Below are 20,114 nucleotides of genomic sequence, written 5' to 3'. Positions count from 1 at the left end.
GTCAGAAGCCTTCGGCCTGCTTGACCATACTATAAATTATAACAAAAGTTCCCTGACAAGAGAGAGTCAGGGAACTTTTGCCTGCAATATTTTCACTGCAGCGCTATTCGCGGTGTGCGTGTGCAGTGTACCTGTCTATTGCTATCAATGATTTTCTTCCAGTTCCTTTGCAAGGTCCATCTCCACGCTGCTCAAGTGATTGAACATGCGATCGCGGGCCAATTCGGGCTTTCGGGCGACTAAAGCATCTGCGATCCATATATGTTCTTTAAGCGATTGCTCGACACGTCCGGGAACCTTCATTGAACGCATGCGGGTTTCACGGAGTAAATCAATCAAATTGTTCATGACGCGCAGAAGCACTTCATTACCTGCAGCTTCGGCAATCGACAAATGAAATGCCTGATCCGATTCGGACAGGAAACGTTCTTTTTCCTCAACACTCTCAAATTCTTTGTCAACGACCACTTTTTTGTAAATCTCGTTGGTTTGGGCGTGGATTTGCTCGAGGAAATCCGCCGTGCCTCGTTTGGCCGCCCAAGAAGCGGTTTCGGTTTCAATGATTTTCCGCACCTCAAACAATTCATGGATCGTATCGGATTGCACAAAGAGGAAGGCGGCTAGATTATCAATCCGGTCGTTATAGTCCGACACGAACACCCCGTGACCCGGCCTTATTTTAATAAAGCCCATGGCAGATAATATTTTAAAGGCTTCGCGAATTGTTGGGCGGCTTACATCCATCATATCCACGAGATCTCTCTCTGCCGGAAGCTTGTCGCCGGGCTTGAGCTGTTCCGTGATAATCAATTCCCGGACATGGTCCACCACTTTTTTGGTCAACGTTTTTTTCTCTTCGTTAATGGACTTGAACATAAGACTCCCTTCCTTTCATCATACTCGGCACAAAGATATTTTTCCCGACAATTCCCGGATGACTTCCCGAGCCACGAGTTCGGACGTCCGAATCTGAGATTCCTCCGTCAACCCCGCAATATGCGGAGTAATCAGGCAATTATCCAAATCAAGCAGGGGATGATCGGATTCCGGCGGCTCCTTTTCCAACACGTCAAGAATGGCGCCCGCCAATTTCTTTTCCTGCAAAGCCCGGTGCAGATCCATTTCGTTGACAATGCCTCCCCGTGCCGTATTAATTATATATGAAGTCGGTTTCATCCGGGACAGCGCATTTATGTCGATCAAATTGCGCGTTTGTGCGGTCAGCGGAATGTGCAGGCTGATAAAGTCGGATTCCGCAAGCAGATGTTCGAACTTAACCATTTCAATACCTGTTTCCATTATTTGAAAATCGTATGGAGCTACAAAAGGATCAAAGCCCAAAACACGCAAGCCGAGCGCTTTGGCGCGAAGCGCCACACGGTGGCCAATCTCGCCGACCCCGATCAAGCCTATCGTTTTTCCGTATATTTCGGTCCCCGTGTATTTTTTGCGATTCCAATTTCCCCGCTTCACATCCCCGGAGCTTTCGACCATTAATCGCGAACAGGTAAAAAGTGAAGAAACAACGTATTCCGCAACAGAGGTCGCATTGGCATTCTTTCCATAGACCACGGAGATATTTCTCTCTGCAGCCGATTTCAAATCAATATTGTCCAGACCAACACCCAATCGGCCGATTACTTTGAGATCATGCTTCCAGCCCAATAATTCGGCATCCACTTTCGTCTGATTTCTGACAATGACCGTATCCGCATCTTGAAGCTCCTGCTGCAATCGCTCCCGATTTTTCCATAAATCAGCATCGTAGACGACATTCCAGCCTTGCTGCTCCAACAGTTGATTGCCGATAGGCCAATTCAGTTCCGTAACGATAATTTTCATGGATTCCAATCCTTTACCCAGTATTAATTGGCGAATAGGGGAACACCGCACTCTTGCCCAAGACGAATCAGCTCGTTTCGAACCTCCTCGGAAAGAAAGATTCCCTGCTGTTTTCTTGTTGCATATGTATGATGGCGGCGTTCTCCGGGATAAAAAATTTCGCGTACATCCCTGGCCTTTGAGACGGCTTTCACTTCCTGCAAAAATTGTTCCATCCGGCCATAGTACTCTTGCATCGGCATCCATTTTTCAATATTGAGAACGATGAAATGATGCCCTACATTGGCAGGAGGATCTTGATCTTTATATAAATTGTTCACATGCGGGCCAAATGCTGCATTCGTTAAAACACCGGTCATGATTTCGATAGCCAAAGCCAGGGCATATCCCTTGGCTCCCCCCAACGGAAGCACCGCGCCCCGCAGGGCTGCCGCCGGGTCTGTGGTCGGCACGCCTTCATCATCAATGGCCCAGCCCGGAGGGATCGATTCCCCCAATTTATCAGCTAAAATAATTTTGCCCCGGGCCACCACACTTGACGACATATCCACGATAACATGCGGCTCCTCCCTTGCGGGAAATCCGAAAGCAATCGGGTTGGTGCCGAAATAGGGCTTTTTACCTCCCCACGGCGGAATGCCCGGCGGCGAATTGGTCATCGCAATCAGGGCCATGTGGGCCCGGCAGGCCATTTGGCAAAAGTACGCCGCTGTTCCGAAATGATTGCTGTTGCTGACGAAAACTCCCGCGATTCCCGTTTCGCGGGCTATGGACATTGCGGCCTCAACGGCCCGATAGGATACGACCTGGCCCAATCCATTGCCGCCGTCTACCTTTAGGACCGAATGAAACCGTTCAAAGCCGATTTCGGGCCGGGCAGCGATACGGCCTTCCCGCAGCCGTTTGGCGTAAATCGCCAGACGGCTGATGCCGTGGCTTTCATTGCCTTCGAGGTCGGCGCGAACCAAGGAATCCGCGGCAATGGCTGCATCCTCTTCAAGCATACCCAAGCAAGTAAAAATCTGCAAGGCAAAGAGAAATAATTCGTGAGAATCATATGGTTTTTCAGTCATGCGAATACCTCCGCCGTATGAAATAAATATAGTTGGATACCGGAGGCACCCAACTATTTGATGCGGTCATTATCGATCAAGCGCTGCGATACAGTTTGGTCATGGAGAATTCTTTATGGCCAAGCGCTTCCGCTGCTGTCAATCGGCCGTTGACTACGCGGCACAAATAATCCATAAGCATATCCCCGGCTTGGGTTAAGTTGATTTCCCGCGAAAGCAGGCCGCTGCAATCCACATCAACATGTTCGCTCATCGTCGTCACAGTCTTCGGGTTTGCGGATACTTTAATGACCGGCTCGATCGGATTGCCGATCACGTTGCCTTGACCTGTTGGAAAGAAGTGAACGACAGCGCCGCCGGCAGCCATTAATGTAACGCATTCCGCAGCAGCGGATGAAGAATCCATGAAATACAGTCCGGGACCGGATTGCGGCATTTCAGCCGGTTCCAGCGCACCGACGATCGGTTTCGTACCCGTTTTCTCAATGTTGCCCAGCGCTTTTTCTTCAATGGTGGACAATCCGCCGGCAATATTTCCTTGGGTCGGCTGCGAACCTAGCAGATCAACGCCCTGCGACTTGATTTCAGCAACATAGTTATCATAAGCTCTCATGAATTTCTCTCTGACTGCGGGAGAAACACAGCGGTCCGCAATCAGGTGCTCGCCCCCTGTAAGTTCGGACGTTTCCCCGAAAAATACAGTCGCGCCCGCATCAATTAAACGGTCTACCGCCAGTCCGACGGTCGGACAGGAAGCAAGTCCTGTGGTTGTGTCGGATTCGCCGCATTTGATGCTGATCGTCAAGTCTTTTAACTCGACAGGAACCCTTTGCAATTCGGATGCCCATTGCGAAAATTCTTTCGCTTTCCATGATGCGCGGCGGATAATTTCAAGATCCCCGTTCCCTTCGATCGAGAAAGAAGCAACCGGCTTTCCGGTTTTGGCTATGCCATCAGCGATGATGTTTGTCCAGTTTTCTTCGATTCCGATGACGATGACAGCAGCCACATTGGGGTTTGAGCCGATTCCGATCATGGTGCGGAAATGCAGCTCCAAATCCTGTCCGTATTGCAAACGGCCGTAGGCATGCGGCAGAGCCATCACGCCCTGGATGTTTTTGGCTACCGCTTCGCAGGCTGCGTTGGAGATGTCGTCTACCGGTAAAATGATAACATGATTGCGAACGCCAACTTTTCCATTTTCACGCCGATATCCGTATAATTGTTTATCCATTTCTACCACCTCAATGTTTTTATGTTATGGGTATGCACATAATCGCCGACCTGCAAGCCTTCGGGTGTATAGCCGATAGGGAGTCCGTATTCGATGACCGATCCTTTCGCTTCCACATTCTCGATAGCGATCTTGTGGCCCAAGGGAATTGCTCCATTGGAAACGACTTCAATTGTAGTTTCATCGTCCATGAACACGCCGATGACCTTTTCTCCGGCCTCAATACCCGAAGTAGCCACACCTACGTGATCACCTTTTTTGTGAATCAAAAACTTGTGCATGACAAACCTCCTTATTTTGATTAATGGTAAGTGGTATTACCAATTTATCGAAAAGTATAATTCATAAAATTTAAAATAACAAGCCTATTTTTTGAGAATCGGCAAGAAATCTCGCGTAAATTTGTTATATTTTTTTAATAATTGGCGTTATTAAAGGTATTATATCAATATATATTATCTTTTTAATAATAATAATTTATAAACCACAATAATCATAAAGTATTGAAATTTATTTGGAATCATGCTTCAATATGGGTATTCAAAAACAATTGGACTGACCGCTTACCAAATCAAAAATATCTGCCAAAAGTAAGTTGATCCGTCTAAAGTTAGGAGGATGTTTTGAAAACGCTTTATTTATAGTGAAGATATAGTAAAATAAAATGAAAAGGGGAAAAGCTATGAAAAAAACTTGGAATTGGATCGTCATTATTGCTTTAATGATCACTATGGCAGGCTGCGGAAAAGCGATTTCCGGCCCTAAGCAGCAAGAACAGGGAAACGGCGCACAGCAACAAGCTGATTCCGCGAAACCCTCTGCATCAACAGCATCATCTGCTTCATCCGCATCATCCGCACCCAAATCTGATTCAGCGCAATATGTGTTTAAATTGGGTCATCTGCAAACCACGGATCATCCATATCAAAAAGGCGCTGAGAAATTCAAGCAGATCGTGGAAGAGAAATCCGGAGGAAGGATTCAAATTGACATTTTCCCCAGCAGTCAATTGGGCAATGCGCGCGACGAAATTGAAGGCCTGCAGCTCGGAACCATTCAATTTCATGTAGGATCCGTGGCGCCGGTGGCCAACTTTGCACCCAAGTTGAATGTTCTTAGCTTGCCATATCTTTTTAGAGATAAAAATCATGCGCTTAAAGTGCTTGACGGGGATATCGGCAAAGAGCTGTCCGCCGATTTGGAAAGCAAAGGAATCGTCAATCTGGCTTATTGGGAAAACGGCTGGCGGCACATGACGAACAACGTAAGGCCGATCAAGTCGGCTGCTGATGTCAAGGGGTTGAAAATCCGCGTTCTCGAATCGCCCGTTTATGTTTCCTTTGTCAAAGCTTTAGGAGCTACACCAACACCCATTCCATTCGGTGAGCTGTATTCGGCGATGGAACAAAAAGTGGTGGACGGCCAGGAAAATCCGCTGGCACAGATTACGCAAAACAAGTTCAACGAAGTGCAAAAATACATGACACTTACTGCTCACACTTATGATGCAGCCGTCTTTCTGGTAAGCAAATCGGCATTGGATAAACTGCCGGCCGACCTGCAAAAGATCGTAAAGGATGCGGCCGTCGAAGCGGGAAATTACGAAAGACAGCTCAACGCGCAGCTGGACGAAGGTTTTATGAAAAAATTAAAATCCGCGGGCATGGTTATTGAAGAAAAGCCCGACTTGGATTCCTTCCGCAAAGCGGTGGAGCCCGTCTACAAAGAATTTGAAGGCAAGCTTGGAAAGGATCTTATCGACAAAATCAGAAGTATGGAATAGGTGGGGGGGACCCCTCCCCATTCCTGTAATTTTGGAGGGGAAATGATGAAAAAATCGTTAGAGGCGCTAAGCCGATTCGTCGACACGATTTCAAAGTATGGATTAGCCGTTGCCTTGTCACTGGCTTTTCTGGCGACAGTGTATCAGGTTTTCTCCAGGTACGTTTTGCTCAGCCCTTTTATGACGAAATTTGTTTCCCAAAGCATCTTGAGTATATTCAATTTCCCCTGGATGGAGGAATTGGTGCGCTATCTTTTTATATGGACTGTCTTCTTGGGAATCACGGTGGTTTATAAAATGAAGGGGCACGCGCAGGTAGAGATTGTTACGAATTTTCTTCCTTTGAAGTGGAAACGCGTTTCTGGGATTGCGGTAGAACTCTTCAACTCTTTGTTTTTCTTAATTTTGATGATTAAAGGAATCGAAATGATTAACATCACCAACGGGCAATTATCTCCTTCACTGCAAATCAATATGGCTTGGGTCTACATATCAATGATCTGCTGCGCCTTCTTCAGTCTGATTCATTCCATTCTGTTTTTGGCTGAAGAACTTACAGGGGGGCAGACCGAGAAAAAAGATATATTCCATGCATCCATGCCATAAGAAAAACTTCCATCGAAGTCCTTCAAAGAAGCTGGACCTACAGGTTTACGCAGTAAACCACTTCGGAAGCAAAGGAAGTTTTTCATGCCAATAAGAGTTTGTCTTTTCCCGATCCGAAAACTTATAAACTCTTATGTGGCAAAAAATAAGATAAGGTGGGAAAGCATGCTTCTTTTAATAGCCATAGTGTTGTTCGCTCTCATGCTCATCGGCGTACCCATTGCCATATCCCTTTCCTTGGCATCGATATGTGCGATTGTATTGAGCGCCGTTCCCGTCCCGTTGACAGTCGTAGCGCAGCGGTTCTTCACCTCGGTTGATTCCTTTGCCCTGCTGGCGATTCCCTTTTTTATGCTGGCCGGAGAGCTGATGATGACGGGAAGCATGGCCAAAAGAATTACCAATTTTGCTTTTGCCTGTGTCGGCTGGTCGGTTGGAGGGTTGGCCCAGGTTTCCACTTTGGCGAGCATGTTCTTTGCCGGCATCTCCGGCTCGGGGGCGGCGGATACGGCGGCGATCGGAAAAATGATGATTCCCGCCATGGAGAAAAAAGGCTACGATAAAGCTTTTGCCGCATCCACGATTGCTACCGCGGGAACCATTGCCGTGGTTATTCCGCCCAGCATTCCGATGATCGTTTATGGGGTAACCGCTGGTGTATCCATCGGTGCTTTATTCACTGCCGGAATCATGCCGGGGATTCTCATCGGCTTTTCGCTGATGTTCCTTAACTACTTTATCTCCAAGAAAAAAGGATATGACAAAGAAAAGAGCACCTTTCAATTCCCGGAATTCCGGAAAACCTTAAAAGAAGGCATTTGGGCACTGCTGCTGCCCTTGATCATTATCGTGGGTATCCGGGCCGGGGTGTTTACACCGACAGAATCGGCCGCCATTGCCGCCGCTTACGCGCTGGTCGTGGGAATGTTCGTATATAAGGATCTGAAGCTGAAACATTTGCCCGAAATTTTCCAAAGAGCGGCGGTCACAACCTCTATGGTTATTTTCATTATTGCTGCAGCGAACCTTTTCGGATGGATTTTGACCGCCGACCAGATTCCGCAAAAATTGGCCGACCTGATCATAAGGGTGACGGAAAACCCCTATATGATTCTGCTGTTGATTAATATTTTGCTGCTTATTGCCGGTTGTTTTTTGAACGCTTCAGCTGCGATTACGATTCTAACTCCACTCTTGCTTCCATTAACCAATGCTGTTGGAATCGATCCGGTATTCCTCGGCCTGGTTATCGTCGTCAACCTATCCATCGGTCTGATTACTCCGCCGGTCGGTTTGGATCTGTTTATCGTGCAGGGCATTGCCAACGTGGAATTCGGCCGTCTTGTACGAGCTATCTTTCCGTTTATTTTACTTCTTGCCGTCGATTTATTAATAATCACCTATTTTCCCGACCTATCCATGTGGCTCCCATATATGCTCGGGGATTAATTCTTATTGGAAGGATGAGCTTGGGTTGCTTTATTGCACCGGACACCCAAATCCGTTTCGATGACCAAGCAGGGAAAGGAGTTTCTTCCATTTTGGAAGAGGGGACAAAGATGCTGAAGGGCGAGAAGGACGAACAATTAATCATTGCCGGCACTCCTACCATATGCATCAAAATGCCCCCGAAAATCGTCCGCTCTTTTCATTTGAGCAACTAAAATCCGATTAAAATTCTGACTGCCGCGTCTCAGGAAATATTCGATATGCTGCTTGACCAAACGATTGATTTGGCTTTTACCAGCATCATCTTTTCAAATCCGTTAGTTAACAACGAAAAGATCTACAGCGAGGAAATCGTATGTGTCGGCCATCCTGACTTGGTCAATCATTACCTGAAGGACAATAGGATCATTAACGATCCGGTTCCCGTCATCATGAACAGCCTGCATACCCCCCGTGGAGCATGATTAACGACTATTTATTGAATAGCCAGCATTATGAAATCATCATTGAATCCGCCACCGCAACCTTGTCCCATCAATTGGCCATTGAAGGCGCCGGATTGGCTTTTCTTCACCTTAACGGATGCCGCTAACGAGATAAAATCCGGAGAGCTCGTCAAGGTTCCCGTACCTGATTTTGAGATCCCGCATCGTTCGGTCTGCAATAATTCATAGACAAATGCGCTCAGCAAGGAGAGGGAAGCAATGAAGCTGGTATCCTGGAATGTCAACGGCTTAAGAGCCTGTGTAGATAAAGGATTTAACGACTACTTCACCGAAGCGGATGCGGATATTTTCTGCATTCAGGAAACGAAATTGCAGGAGGGACAAATTGATCTGGAATACGACGGGTATTTTCAATATTGGAATTACGCAGTGAAGAAGGGGTATTCCGGAACCGCCGTATTTACAAAGGTCAAGCCGCTTTCCGTCAGATACGGCTTGGGGGATGGGCAGGAGCCCGAGGGGCGAGTCATCACGCTGGAGTTCGACGCATTCTATCTCGTAAATGTGTATACCCCGAACGCAAAGCGCGATTTGTCCAGACTGGAATATAGACTGGAATGGGAGGACCGGTTTCGTGGCTTCCTGCAGCAGCTGGACGCCCATAAGCCGGTAATTGTTTGCGGTGATTTGAATGTGGCCCATCAGGAGATAGACCTGAAAAATGCCAAATCCAATCGCGGCAACTCCGGCTTTACCCCGGAAGAACGCGCCAAGATGAGCGAATTGCTGGAGTCCGGCTTTATCGACACCTTCAGGCATTTCTATCCCGACCGGACGGATGCTTATACCTGGTGGTCGCTTATGCCCAAGGTGAGAGAGCGGAATATCGGATGGCGGATCGATTACTTCCTCACCTCTGCAAGACTTGCTCCCGTATTGTCTGACGTGCGGATTGACGCCCATGTGACAGGCAGCGACCACTGCCCGGTCATCCTGCTGGCGGCTGATCTCGTCCCGGGCGGCGGTGGCGGCGTGGACTGACTTTACCATTTTCGGTACGGAAGAAATTTGCCGTCAAAGGTTACGACAACACGGTCCGTAGACTTGGGTAATTTCATGGAAACGATAAATCAACGGATCTACAGGCACTGTGCTGTCCAGCGAACCCTTCATCCGCCATTTGCATGATCCAATTCGAAAGCATCGGGTGAGGAAGGTAAGCTTGCCCGCTGTAAACAAAATTCAAGCCATTCAATTGAGAGCGAATAAAAGTTCGCGTGAAGTATCCTTCGCTTAAAAATAGGGGGATAACGAGAAGTCGATTCGCGGACATCCGTTCAGCCTGTTCCCTGATTGTATTGGGATGGACCGTAGCGTAGGAAACGCTTTGAAATCGATCGAGTTTTTGAAAATGCTTTGCCATTCGGGTCAAGGTCTCTTCCCAAATCGGATGCAAATCGGGATGTCCGCTGCCGTGGGCCACCAGCAGCAAATTTTCCCCGGCGGGCGCTTGCGACAAGGAAGCAATCCGCTCCCGAATGATTTCCAGAATGCACGGATGATCATCCATAGCCGGGCTCAGCCGAATGGCTGCCGATGTCCTTATCGGGTCAAGTCCGGTCTCTACCTTGGGAGTTGAAACAAGACCCAGTGCATATTTAATCTCTTCCAGATGCGCGCTGCCTGAACTGACAAACAGGGGTATTGCCAGAATGCGGCTTGCATTCATTCGCTCTAGCCGCCGCACGCCCTCAGCGATCGTCGTTCCCTTGTCTGTTTCCAAATAGGCAACCTCCAAGGGAAAAGGCAAATGCTCCGCCAACTCCTCCACCGATTGCATCCAGCCCGTTTCTTTGGAACCGTGAGCAATCAGCAGGATCCCGATCCCCGTTGGAAGCATAAAACTACCCCCTCCCTGTTCAGTATCTCCTCCTCATTCAGCCGATTTGTCTGATAGCTTCTGTGCGGCCACTTGCAGAATCCGTTTGCAAATACGCTGCAATTCCCGCTTCCATTCCGCGAATCGCGATTAATTCCGGATCTCCCGGACTTCCGACGGTAGACTCTGCCGGCAGTTTGTTTCATGCCGTAGTTCCCCTTTCTCCTTCGTTTTTTCGAAGATAAGAGGTCCAAGCTTCCAGAAAGCTCGCGCCTTTCCCCCGCATTAATTGCTCCGCGGCCAACTCAATTCCTTCCCGGATGGAGGATGTCTTGCCCAGCAAGTGATAACGAACCCCCGCATTCAAAAGCACTTGATCCCGACAATCCTGCAGTTCGGCGCTTACTTCACCCTCCAAAATTCGCCTGATGAGCTCAACCTGATGTTCCAAAGCAAGCATTTGCCGTTCCGGATCTTTCTTATGCTTTAATCCGTAATCTTCAGGGTCAACAATCCATGATCGGACACCGTCTTCCGTCGCTTCATAAATAAAGCCCGGCCGATGGTTCGGCAAATCCTCGGAGCCCTCCGCTCCCTGTACAATGAAGGTCTTTTGATACCCAAGCCGCTGCAGGACCGCCGCATTCATATCGACAACGGTTTTATGGAATACACCTGCCATCACCGCATGGGCTCCGGCCAAATTGAGGTTCTTTTCCGCCGTATTCAACAATGTTCTTACGCCGATTTCCAGACGAACCTTGCGCATCCTATATAATGGCGGGGATAATTTTTCCGTCCAAGCGAACCCGATTCCGAGCGTTTCTATGGAATCCGCGATTTGCTCCGCGGCAAGGTCTGCAGCGATGCCTAAACCAGCCAAAATTTCCTTTAACGAAGTTCCATATTTCGGCGGAAGCGAATCGCTGCCGTGAAGATATACCGGAATCCCGCTTTCCGCCATAAGAACGGCGACCGGAATCGTCGCCGCGAAAGTATTTCGCCCGGTATAAGGGCCGGCCAAATCAAGCAAGTGACGCCGAACCGATGCGGAAACCGGAATTGCTGTCGAGTTCTCCCTCAACCGCTTCACAAAAGCAAGAACTTCATACGCGCTTTCCGTTTTTACACGCTCCGCGATCAAAAAGGCGGCGAGCTGCGCATCCGTAGCCTTTCCGGCAATAACCGCGCTTGCCGCTTCCATCGCTTCCTGATAGGTCAGATCACGCGAGCCTTTCTTCCCGCGCGCCACCTCTTTTATCCACTGCTGCATCTCAGAATCCCGCCTTCTTTTCAACAATTCGGTCCAATTCGTCCTGCAAGGCATCAATCCCGACCCGATTCACGAAATCAAAGAAAGGTTCTTGACTTCTCTTGCAACCTTTATAAAACAGGATGAACTGTTTCAACACCGGGCCCAAATCCTCAGCCTTAATCCTTCCGTTTAATTTATCGTTGAACTTTGCATGCCCCGGCTCCAGCGTTCCACCGACATAAATTTCAAAGGCTTCCCGCATGCCTTGATCCGTTTTTTGCAAGACCCCCTGCAAACCGATGTCGGCGATTTGGCGTTGTCCGCAGGCATTCGGGCAGCCAACCATATGAATACGGACGGGCACATCAAGCTCCACTTCCCGGTCCAAATATTCGGCTAATCTTCTCATCCGTTCCTTTGTTTCGACCAGCGCCAAATTGCAGTATTCAATCCCCGTGCAGGAAACCGAATAGCCGACGAAATTGCGGGGCTTCACAGTGATTCGTTCGAAGATTTTTTCGGCAAGCAGCGAATCGACCCGATGATGAGGAATATTGGGAATGATGATATTCTGCGAATTGCAGGCGCGAATTTCCCCATTTCCGTATTGTGCCGATATCCGCGCCAGCTCCAGTAATTCTTCAGCGCTCAAGCGGCCGACGGGCACATTAAAGCCGATATAGCTCAAGCCTTCCTGCTTTTGCGGATGCACACCGTAAAAATAACCGGCATTCCATTTTTTCATTCGACTTGTGCCTTTGCCCGGGAGTTCTCCCGTCAGCTCAATCAGCCGATCCTTAAACTTCTCGATCCCCCAATCGGCGACAAGGAATTTTAGACGGGCGCGGTGCCGCTTATCCCGATAGCCATGGTCGCGAAACAGCGTTGTCACCGCAACGGCAACATCCTTGACCTGCCCGGGACGCACGAAAACATCGAGTTCCCGGGCCAAATACGGTTTGGCGGACAGGCCCCCTCCGACATAAACGTGAAAACCCGAAACCTCGGCCCCATCGATTTCTTTGGTTGCCGGGGTAAAGGAAATGCAATTGATTTGCGCATTGGACGCATTGTTCACATTGGCTGAAATCGACATTTTGTATTTGCGCGGCAGATTGGAAAAATCATAGTTGCGTTGAAAGAATGCATATACTTCCTTCACAATCTCCGTCGTATCGAACAATTCATCCCGATCGATGCCGGCAAGCGGATTGCCCACAATCGTTCTTAATATATCGCCGCACGCTCCGACCGTAGACAATCCAACGCTTTCCAAACGCTTGAAAATATCGGGAATGTGCTCGATTTGCAGCCAGTGAAACTGAATCGCCTGGCGTGTCGTGATATCCGCCACGCCTCTCCCGTAATCGTGGGCTATCCTCGCCAGCATTACGGCTTGCTCATTCGAAAGGATACCGGAAGGAATATTGACCCTCATCATGAAATAGCCCGCTTCTTTGGGCTTTTGCAGGTAGAGTCCCGCCCATTTGAAGAAATCCCACTGATCGGTAGGAATCGATGCAAATCCCTCCCTTGCATACTTGTCGATATCTTGAAGAATATCCAAGCCGTCCTTCTCCAGCTTGAGCAGCTCCATCTTATTTAATTTTCCTGTATCTTCGGCCCATGCTTTGGTGTACGCCATTTCAACACCTCCTCCTTCAAATCTATTAGATTATCGATGCGCGCTTTAAATAATCGATGATTTTCCCGACTGCCTCATCTACGGTCGAATTGCCGCTCTGAATCACGATTTCAGGATGCGCGGGCTCTTCATAAGGGGACGTAATTCCCGTGAATTCCGGGATCTCCCCTCTTCTGGCTTTTTGATAAAGACCTTTCGGATCCCGCTTTTCACATTCCTCAAGGGGGCACTCGACATAGATTTCAATAAACTCCCCTTCCTCCGTTAGCTTTCTCACGAGCTGCCGGTCTGCTTGAAAAGGAGAAATAAAAGCGGTTAACACGATGATTCCCGCATCGACAAAAAGCTTGGCAACCTCGCCGATCCGCCGGATGTTTTCCGCACGGTCCTCCGGACTGAATCCCAAATCCTTGTTCAAATGATGCCGGATATTGTCTCCATCCAGTACATAGCTGTGCACCTTTAGTCGATACAGCCGCTCAGCGACAGCATTGGCCAAAGTGGATTTGCCGGAGCCCGACAAACCGGTAAACCACAGAACACAGCTTTTATGCCGATACAATTGCTGCCGCTGCTGCTTCGAAACCGTCGATTCATGCCAAACGACATGGGCTGTCCCCATCTTTCTCCCCCCTATTTTTCGTTGGATACTCACACATTCGCCGCATTTTTCATGCCCCTTATCAGAATTTCCACCACTTCGGCGCGGCTGAATTCCGGCGGCGGAGTCTCGCCTTTGCTCAGCATTTCCCTGACTTTCGTCCCAGAAAGGATCACCCGTTCCTCCGGACCATGAGGGCAGGTTTTCGTTGACGCCATGCCGCCGCATCTTTTGCAATAAAAGCTGTGTTCAAAAAAGAGCGGAATAATCCCCAATTCCTCTTGCGTAAAGTTCCGGAAAATCAGCTGCGCGTCATAAGTCCCGTAATAGTTTCCCACTCCGGCATGATCCCGCCCGACGATAAAATGCGTGCATCCGTAATTTTTCCGGACGATTGCGTGAAATATCGCTTCTCTCGGACCTGCGTAGCGCATGGCGGCCGGAAATACCGCCAATTGGACGCGATCTTGCGGATAATAATTGTTCAGCAATGCCTGATAGCTCTCCATTCGCACATCCGCAGGGATATCATCCGATTTGGTCTCCCCGACAAGAGGATTCAGGAAGAGACCGTCGACAATTTCCAGAGCTGATTTTTGAATATACTCATGCGCCCGGTGAACCGGATTTCTGGTTTGAAAACCGACCACAGTGCGCCAGCCCCTCTCCGCGAAAACGGCTCTCGTCTCCGCAGGATCCATGTGAAATTCGGCAAAGCGATCCTTGACCGGCCGCTTGACCATTGTCACCGGCCCGCCAAGGTAAACCTCCCCCCGCTCAAACAATTTTCCGACTCCCGGATGAGCCGGATCTGTTGTCAGATAAACCTTTTCCGCCTCCAAGCGCTTATCCGGCACATATTTCTCCAGCACTTCAAGAATTCCGTAAACCGTTCCATGCCGGGCCAGCTTGACCTTCTGACCCGTTTCGATTCGTTCGGCTTGTTGCTTGTCAACCGGCAGCGTAATCGGGATGCTCCATACCTTGCCCCCCGCTAGTTTCATATGGTTCAATACGTGATGATAGTCTTTCTCCCCCATAAATCCCGTCAACGGACTGTAGGCGCCGATGGCGATCAATTCCAAATCGGACAAAGCCGTATGATCCAGCTCGACTTCAACCTTTACCGATGCATAATCCTGACCCGACTCAAAACGGTTTACCAATGTTCCACCATGCGGCAAACTGAATTTCATGGATGAATCTACACTCCCAACCATCGTTTTTTCTAGTGAATCTGTTTTCTTCAAGGTGTATGCAGACCGCATTCCTTTTTATGGCTGCCGCCCCAGCGTCCCGCCCGCGAATCCTCCCCCGCCTTTACAGGCCGGGTGCATTTGGCGCATCCGATGCTCGGATAATCGAGATCGTGCAGTTCGTTATACGGCAGCTGGAAGATACGAATATAATTCCAAATATCTTCCCATCTCCAATGGATTAAGGGACAAATCTTGATCGACCGGAAACGCTGATCCGGGTTGACGAATTGCGCAGCGGCCCGGGTCGGCGACTGCTCTCTTCTCAGCCCGGAAATCCACGCCCGGGCGCCTTTCAGAGCCTTCTCCAAAGGAACAATTTTGCGAAGCCGGCAGCAAAGATCAGGGTTCGTCCCCCACAGCTCTTTTCCGTATCGGACTGCCTGCTCTTCCAACGTCAATTCCGGCTGCGCCATCTCGATGCTAAGACCCGGATATTTTTGTCTGACCCGTTCGATACATGCGTAGGTTTCTGGAAAATGGAGATGCGTGTCTAAAAAAACAACCCTGGCATTCCGCTTGACCTTGCTGATCAAATCGACCAGCACGATTCCTTCCGCCCCGAAACTGCAAGCATACACCAAGTCATCCCCGAAGGTTCTATAAGCCCATTTCAACACCTCGATACTATCCATTTTTGAGAGTTCCTGATTGACTTGCGCATACGCTTCTTCAGACAATTGGGCGTAATTCCATTCGCTGTCGTGCATCGGTTAAACCCCCCCTCCTTGATCATAAAAGGTATCCCGCTCTTTCCGAATCGAACGGTAAAGGCTGATACATCCGACAGTAGAAATAAAAACACTAATGATGACGGCCAAAATATACGGATTTGGTTTCAGCACGATAAGGATCAGACTGTATGAAATAACCAATGCCATGACGGGGGAGACGATCCAAACCTTCAGAATCCGGATAATGATGTTTTTTTGAAAGAGGCGAGCGCCTTTTTCGGCCGTGCCGACGCCCAAAATCGCGGAGGTCGTGATTTGCGTCAAAGGGACCGGAAATCCCCATAGCGAGGCCAATATCACTAAGCTTGCGCCGATAAAGGAAACCGTGCTGCCTTGAATTAAAGATAAACGGGTAATTTTTTTACCGTTCGTTTCAATGACTTTCCCGCCGAGAATAACGGCGCCGAACGCCAGGAAGCTTCCCCCTAACCAGATTCCGGTTCTTTCTTCCAGTATTCCTGCGCCGATAAGGGGTCCGACGGCATTGGCCGCATTGTTCATACCCGCCGAGACTGCCTCCATAAAACCGGTGATGATAAGCAGCAGAATCAGCTGTTTTTTCCACCTTTGCGCTGCTTTGCTTGCCCCCGGCCAGCTTCTATCGATCAGAGATTTCAATTTCTCCAGCAAATAGCCCAATAAAAAAGCCGCCGCAGGGATTGCGATCCAAAAAAACACAATGAGAATCAGCCGATCCAAATAAAGCGAGCGAAACGCAATTCCCGCGCCGGCGATTGCTCCAACCGCCACCTCGCTGGTCGAAAGGGGGATTCCGATATAATTGGCGAAAAACAGGGTTAATGTCGCGGCGCTTAAAATCACGATCACAACTTCAATCGTTAAAATATCCCCGTGAACGATCCCTTTGCCAATCGTTTTGACGACTTCGCCGCTGCCGGCTGCCGCTCCCAAAAATACGCCTATCGCTACCAGAAACAACGCGGTTTTTTTACCTGCTATCGCCCCGCTGCCGTAAGCCGGGCCCATCGTGGCCGCCGCACCACTCCCTCCGATATTCATCGCCAAAAGCAACCCGATTGTAATCGCAATGTAAGTTAGCATCTTCGTTCCTTCTTATTCACCAGCCTTGGTATCAAATTTCTCAATTCAGTCAAGCTTAATTCCTAGTATTTCTATATGTTTAATCAACTTATTAGCTATAATATGTGAAATACCTGATACTGTCAACACTTTTTTGAAAAAAAAAAGCCTCAGCTCAACTTCGGATGCACCGCCAAGGTTTTCCGATGTTTCTGCCGAGGAGTGAAATAGACCGATTTTCAACTCAAAGCGCTTTCATGCTCAATGAACCGCTTCTACTTGGAGGTAGAACAGTTCAAAAAACCCTCAGCGTCTGCTAAATGATATGAATAGACTGCCCTTAAACAAAAATCCTTTCAGGCCAAGTCGTTAAACTCCTGTTTGATTCTCCCTTTGTCATGTTGAAATACGGACAAAAGAACGGCAAGCTTGATTCTCGCTTGATAGGCGCTCAGGCTTCCCCCCAAGATCACACCCTGGTTCATCAAGTCTTGAGCGCCTCCCGGGAAATCGTAGACGGGATAAACCCTTCCCTCCAATGTTCTGGAGGTCACGACAATCACGATCCCTTTATCTGCCGCTTCTTTGATTTTCGGAACCAATACCGGCGGCACATGCCCTCTGCCAAACCCATCCAATACGATGCCTTCGACTCCGGAGCGTATCGAGCATTCCAGAAATTTATCATCGCTGCCAAGACTGCAGCTTATAAGATCTACAGGACTTAAAGGAGATTGCAGCGAATAGGCTGTTCTTAGGAAAGGCTTTCGACTATAGATGACATCCGCACCGTCAACCGTTCCAATTTCTCCGCAGGCGAATCCCGCTATATTGCTTGCATGGAATTTTCGGACTTCATTGGCCGTAAAAATTTCCTCATTGAACAGCACAAGCACGCCCAGATCCCTGCTTTTTCGATCGGAAGCGACTTGGACGGCTTGTTTAAGATTCATTTGCACATCGGACCCGAGGTTTCCCAAGCTCCGCTGCGAACCTGTAATGACAATCGGCTTTTCTTGTCTGATGACCAAATTCAAAAAATAAGCCGTTTCTTCCAAAGTGTCCGTGCCATGGGTAATCACGACTCCGTCCACTTCTTCCTGCTCAAGGATCGATTCTACCTTTTCTTTTAAAATCATTAATTCATGAAATGTATACTGGTTGCTGGGGATTCTGAAAATCTCTTCCACCTGCACTTGTATTCCATCACCAATTTCACACGCATCCACCAAATCTTTGCCGTTAATCGAACCTGTTCTCAGCAAGCCGGTTGTTTTATTTTGCATACTGGAAATAGTTCCCCCGGTGGTTAAGACAACGACGTTTCCCATAGCCAAATTCCTCCCGCTATTAATGTATGTTGACTCGGTGTCCAATTATTAACAAATTAAATGGGGCGTCCATCCAATAATTCAGTCAGCTTCAGAAGCTTCTTCTTTTTCTCGAGTCTGGCCGTAATGGCTTGATCGACGGTTACCGCAATAAAGCGGGTCGTAGAATTTGGCCTTGATTGACTGACTTTGTCCAGGTCGGGACTGATCGCCGTTCCAACGGTGACAAATCCCCCGCCTGTCGTTGCATCGTTCAGCAGCATGATGATTTCTTCACTGTTCGGCACCATAAGGACGCCGATCGGATAAGCAATATCCACCACATTCGAGGACCCGCTGCCCGCTCCGAAGGGAGGCTCAAATTTTTTGTATGAAATGGTCGCTCCCTTATAGCGGCAAGCGACTCGGTTAGACTCGGCCGAAACCCTCCATTCCGTATTCAAAAAAGCTTTGATTCCTTCATCGCTCAATCTGTAGCTGGAAAGCCCCATCACCACACGGATATCGACGCGATCTCCAAACTGCGGGGTATATGTCGGCGGAATCCTTTTGCCTACCTGCTTAAACACGCCCGGAAGAGGTTCTCCAAGCCCCAGCTCCGTGCCGTTAACCAATTTTTTGCCGATATATGCGCCGAATTGATTTAACGAATAAGTTGATTTGCTTCCCAGCATTTCGGGAACAAGAATCCCCCCCGAGACGCATAAATAGGTTCTCACTCCGCTTTGCGCAGATTTAAAGGATAGAACATCCCCCTCCTCCACCTTCACGTTCTCCCACATCGGAATTTTCCCGTGATTCAAATAAACATCCATTGGAGCCCCTGTAACGGCGATAACCGTTTTTTTGCGGAATTCGATTGCGGCTCCCAAAAGCGTCATTTCCAATCCCGCATAATGAACCGGGTTTCCCAGCAACAAATTGCCGAGCTGAAATGAGTATTTATCGGCCGCGCCGGAGGGCGGCACTCCCAAATGGTACAGACCGTTTCGCCCCATGTCTTGAATCGTGGTATTGAGGCCGGTATCCAAAACTTTTAACACCCTAAAAGCCCTCCATGATTTGATTAATATATTCCTTCCCTTTGGCAAAATATTCCTCAGGCGAGAACTCGACTTCCTTCATATGATAGCGGTACGTTCCCCGGTTCACTTGCGAAACGATACGATTGTATTCATTCTCACCGATCGGACGATGCTTCCAAATATCTCCCGGCTTGGCCAAAAATAACATATCTTTTAAGTCCTCCAATTTTCTTTCCGGATCAAATACCGGAACGGCCGACAGCCCGATCAGCTGGTAGCTTCCGGGTCCCGGCACCGAATAAATGACGGTAAAGGCCCCGCCCAAGCCGACGGCTTGTTTGGGAGTATCGGGACGCGGACTTAAATATTTGGGAGTCTGAATAATTTGTTCCGGAGATATGCCCAGCGGAAATTCCCATGCCGTTCCCGGGGTAAAGCCCATCATGGAAATCAGGTACGGCGTGGACGAGTGGGATATTATCAATTCCTCCTTGTCCTTAAAGTTATTGGTCTTCATGATAAACTCGAAGTTGCTCAGCTCGGGGCATGGATGCCGGTTTTTATATCTCTCCGAGTACTCTCGGGTAATCGGGTCATCGTACCAAATCGGGATTTCTACGATTCTTATTTTTAAATTGAGTTCGGAAGGATTGCTTTTGGTCACATCGATCTCTTTCAAATAATCCAATAAATCATGAGCCGAGATGATTTCAGGATTGAATCTGATCAAATAAGAAGCATTGGAAGGGCAAATATCGATAATCCCCGGAATGCTGCGGTTTCTTAACTCATTGGTAATGGCCAACGCTTTAAAATTGCTTTCAGCGCTCATATTTCGGGATATTTCAGCGTAAATGTATTCATCACCGCTAAAATCGAAGCGCGTTTCCGGCAATGTGAACAAAGCAATCCCA

23 protein-coding genes are annotated in these 20,114 nt (G+C 48.6%); 7 read left to right on the top strand and 16 right to left on the bottom strand.

Features of this window, described 5'->3' with window-relative positions:
• Positions 1-144: 144 nt before the first annotated feature.
• The 5 genes from VF724_RS09140 to VF724_RS09120 form a co-directional block, all read right to left on the bottom strand.
• Positions 145-876, bottom strand: coding sequence for a FadR/GntR family transcriptional regulator (locus VF724_RS09140; protein WP_371753933.1), 732 nt, complete (start codon positions 874-876; stop codon positions 145-147).
• Positions 877-894: 18 nt separating this feature from the next.
• The gene (locus tag VF724_RS09135; RefSeq protein WP_371753932.1) at positions 895-1,842 is read right to left on the bottom strand and encodes a hydroxyacid dehydrogenase; all 948 of its coding nucleotides are present in this window, start codon (positions 1,840-1,842) and stop codon (positions 895-897) included.
• 23 nt (positions 1,843-1,865) lie between these two features.
• Positions 1,866-2,915 (bottom strand): Ldh family oxidoreductase, encoded by a 1,050-nt coding sequence (locus VF724_RS09130; protein WP_371753931.1) that lies wholly within the window; start codon positions 2,913-2,915, stop codon positions 1,866-1,868.
• A gap of 76 nt (positions 2,916-2,991) precedes the next feature.
• Positions 2,992-4,149, bottom strand: coding sequence for a UxaA family hydrolase (locus VF724_RS09125; protein ID WP_371753930.1), 1,158 nt, complete (start codon positions 4,147-4,149; stop codon positions 2,992-2,994).
• A gap of 2 nt (positions 4,150-4,151) precedes the next feature.
• Positions 4,152-4,430, bottom strand: a complete 279-nt coding sequence (locus tag VF724_RS09120; RefSeq protein ID WP_371753929.1) for a UxaA family hydrolase — start codon at positions 4,428-4,430, stop codon at positions 4,152-4,154.
• A 401-nt stretch (positions 4,431-4,831) separates the two neighbouring features.
• Here VF724_RS09120 and VF724_RS09115 point away from each other — a divergent pair, with 401 nt between their 5' ends.
• The 7 genes from VF724_RS09115 (at position 4,832) to VF724_RS09085 (ending at position 9,474) form a co-directional block, all read left to right on the top strand.
• Positions 4,832-5,932 (top strand): TRAP transporter substrate-binding protein, encoded by a 1,101-nt coding sequence (locus VF724_RS09115; protein WP_371753928.1) that lies wholly within the window; start codon positions 4,832-4,834, stop codon positions 5,930-5,932.
• Positions 5,933-5,974: 42 nt separating this feature from the next.
• The gene (locus tag VF724_RS09110; protein ID WP_371753927.1) at positions 5,975-6,538 is read left to right on the top strand and encodes a TRAP transporter small permease; all 564 of its coding nucleotides are present in this window, start codon (positions 5,975-5,977) and stop codon (positions 6,536-6,538) included.
• 165 nt (positions 6,539-6,703) lie between these two features.
• Positions 6,704-7,987, top strand: a complete 1,284-nt coding sequence (locus VF724_RS09105; RefSeq protein WP_371753926.1) for a TRAP transporter large permease — start codon at positions 6,704-6,706, stop codon at positions 7,985-7,987.
• Between the two features lie 92 nt (positions 7,988-8,079).
• Positions 8,080-8,202, top strand: a complete 123-nt coding sequence (locus tag VF724_RS09100) for a hypothetical protein (protein ID WP_371753925.1) — start codon at positions 8,080-8,082, stop codon at positions 8,200-8,202.
• A gap of 45 nt (positions 8,203-8,247) precedes the next feature.
• The gene (locus VF724_RS09095) at positions 8,248-8,451 is read left to right on the top strand and encodes a type 2 periplasmic-binding domain-containing protein (RefSeq protein WP_371753924.1); all 204 of its coding nucleotides are present in this window, start codon (positions 8,248-8,250) and stop codon (positions 8,449-8,451) included.
• Positions 8,448-8,579 carry a hypothetical protein gene (locus VF724_RS09090; protein WP_371753923.1) on the top strand — a complete coding sequence of 44 codons (132 nt, stop codon included), beginning with the start codon at positions 8,448-8,450 and terminating at the stop codon, positions 8,577-8,579. The genes VF724_RS09095 and VF724_RS09090 overlap by 4 nt, the downstream gene beginning before the upstream one ends.
• A 112-nt stretch (positions 8,580-8,691) precedes the next feature.
• A complete protein-coding gene (locus tag VF724_RS09085) occupies positions 8,692-9,474 on the top strand; it encodes an exodeoxyribonuclease III (protein ID WP_371753922.1) in 783 nt (260 codons plus the stop codon).
• 33 nt (positions 9,475-9,507) lie between these two features.
• On the opposite strand, the gene VF724_RS09080 is transcribed toward VF724_RS09085, so the two are convergent.
• From VF724_RS09080 to VF724_RS09030, 11 genes are all read right to left on the bottom strand, one after another.
• Entirely contained in the window at positions 9,508-9,582 is a 75-nt protein-coding gene (locus VF724_RS09080; protein ID WP_371753966.1) for a cyanase, read from the bottom strand.
• Complete coding sequence (locus VF724_RS09075; RefSeq protein WP_371753921.1) at positions 9,548-10,333, bottom strand: sirohydrochlorin chelatase; 786 nt, start codon at positions 10,331-10,333, stop codon at positions 9,548-9,550. Before VF724_RS09075 ends, VF724_RS09080 begins: the two co-directional genes overlap by 35 nt.
• Positions 10,334-10,514: 181 nt before the next feature.
• Positions 10,515-11,585, bottom strand: a complete 1,071-nt coding sequence (locus tag VF724_RS09070) for an anthranilate phosphoribosyltransferase (protein WP_371753920.1) — start codon at positions 11,583-11,585, stop codon at positions 10,515-10,517.
• 1 nt (position 11,586) lies between these two features.
• A complete protein-coding gene (locus VF724_RS09065) occupies positions 11,587-13,212 on the bottom strand; it encodes a nitrite/sulfite reductase (RefSeq protein WP_371753919.1) in 1,626 nt (541 codons plus the stop codon).
• A 25-nt stretch (positions 13,213-13,237) separates the two neighbouring features.
• Positions 13,238-13,834: an adenylyl-sulfate kinase gene (gene cysC / locus VF724_RS09060; protein WP_371753918.1), complete on the bottom strand. Its 597-nt coding sequence runs from the start codon at positions 13,832-13,834 to the stop codon at positions 13,238-13,240.
• 29 nt (positions 13,835-13,863) lie between these two features.
• Entirely contained in the window at positions 13,864-15,009 is a 1,146-nt protein-coding gene (gene sat / locus VF724_RS09055) for a sulfate adenylyltransferase (protein ID WP_371753917.1), read from the bottom strand.
• Between the two features lie 50 nt (positions 15,010-15,059).
• Positions 15,060-15,779 carry a phosphoadenylyl-sulfate reductase gene (locus tag VF724_RS09050; protein ID WP_371753916.1) on the bottom strand — a complete coding sequence of 240 codons (720 nt, stop codon included), beginning with the start codon at positions 15,777-15,779 and terminating at the stop codon, positions 15,060-15,062.
• A gap of 3 nt (positions 15,780-15,782) precedes the next feature.
• On the bottom strand, positions 15,783-16,865 hold the full coding sequence (gene cysP / locus VF724_RS09045) for a sulfate permease (RefSeq protein ID WP_371753915.1): 1,083 nt from the start codon (positions 16,863-16,865) through the stop codon (positions 15,783-15,785).
• 335 nt (positions 16,866-17,200) lie between these two features.
• Positions 17,201-18,175, bottom strand: a complete 975-nt coding sequence (locus VF724_RS09040; RefSeq protein WP_371753914.1) for an asparaginase — start codon at positions 18,173-18,175, stop codon at positions 17,201-17,203.
• Between the two features lie 56 nt (positions 18,176-18,231).
• Positions 18,232-19,218, bottom strand: a complete 987-nt coding sequence (locus VF724_RS09035; RefSeq protein ID WP_371753913.1) for a 5-oxoprolinase subunit C family protein — start codon at positions 19,216-19,218, stop codon at positions 18,232-18,234.
• 1 nt (position 19,219) lies between these two features.
• Entirely contained in the window at positions 19,220-20,104 is an 885-nt protein-coding gene (locus VF724_RS09030) for a 5-oxoprolinase subunit B family protein (RefSeq protein ID WP_371753912.1), read from the bottom strand.
• Between the last annotated feature and the right edge of the window lie 10 nt (positions 20,105-20,114).

The sequence above is a fragment of the Ferviditalea candida genome, from assembly GCF_035282765.1.
In the GTDB taxonomy this organism is placed as follows: Bacteria; Bacillota; Bacilli; order Paenibacillales; family KCTC-25726; genus Ferviditalea; species Ferviditalea candida.
The sequence above is the reverse complement of the archived record's forward strand: the minus strand, read 5'-3'. Positions and strand labels throughout refer to the sequence as shown.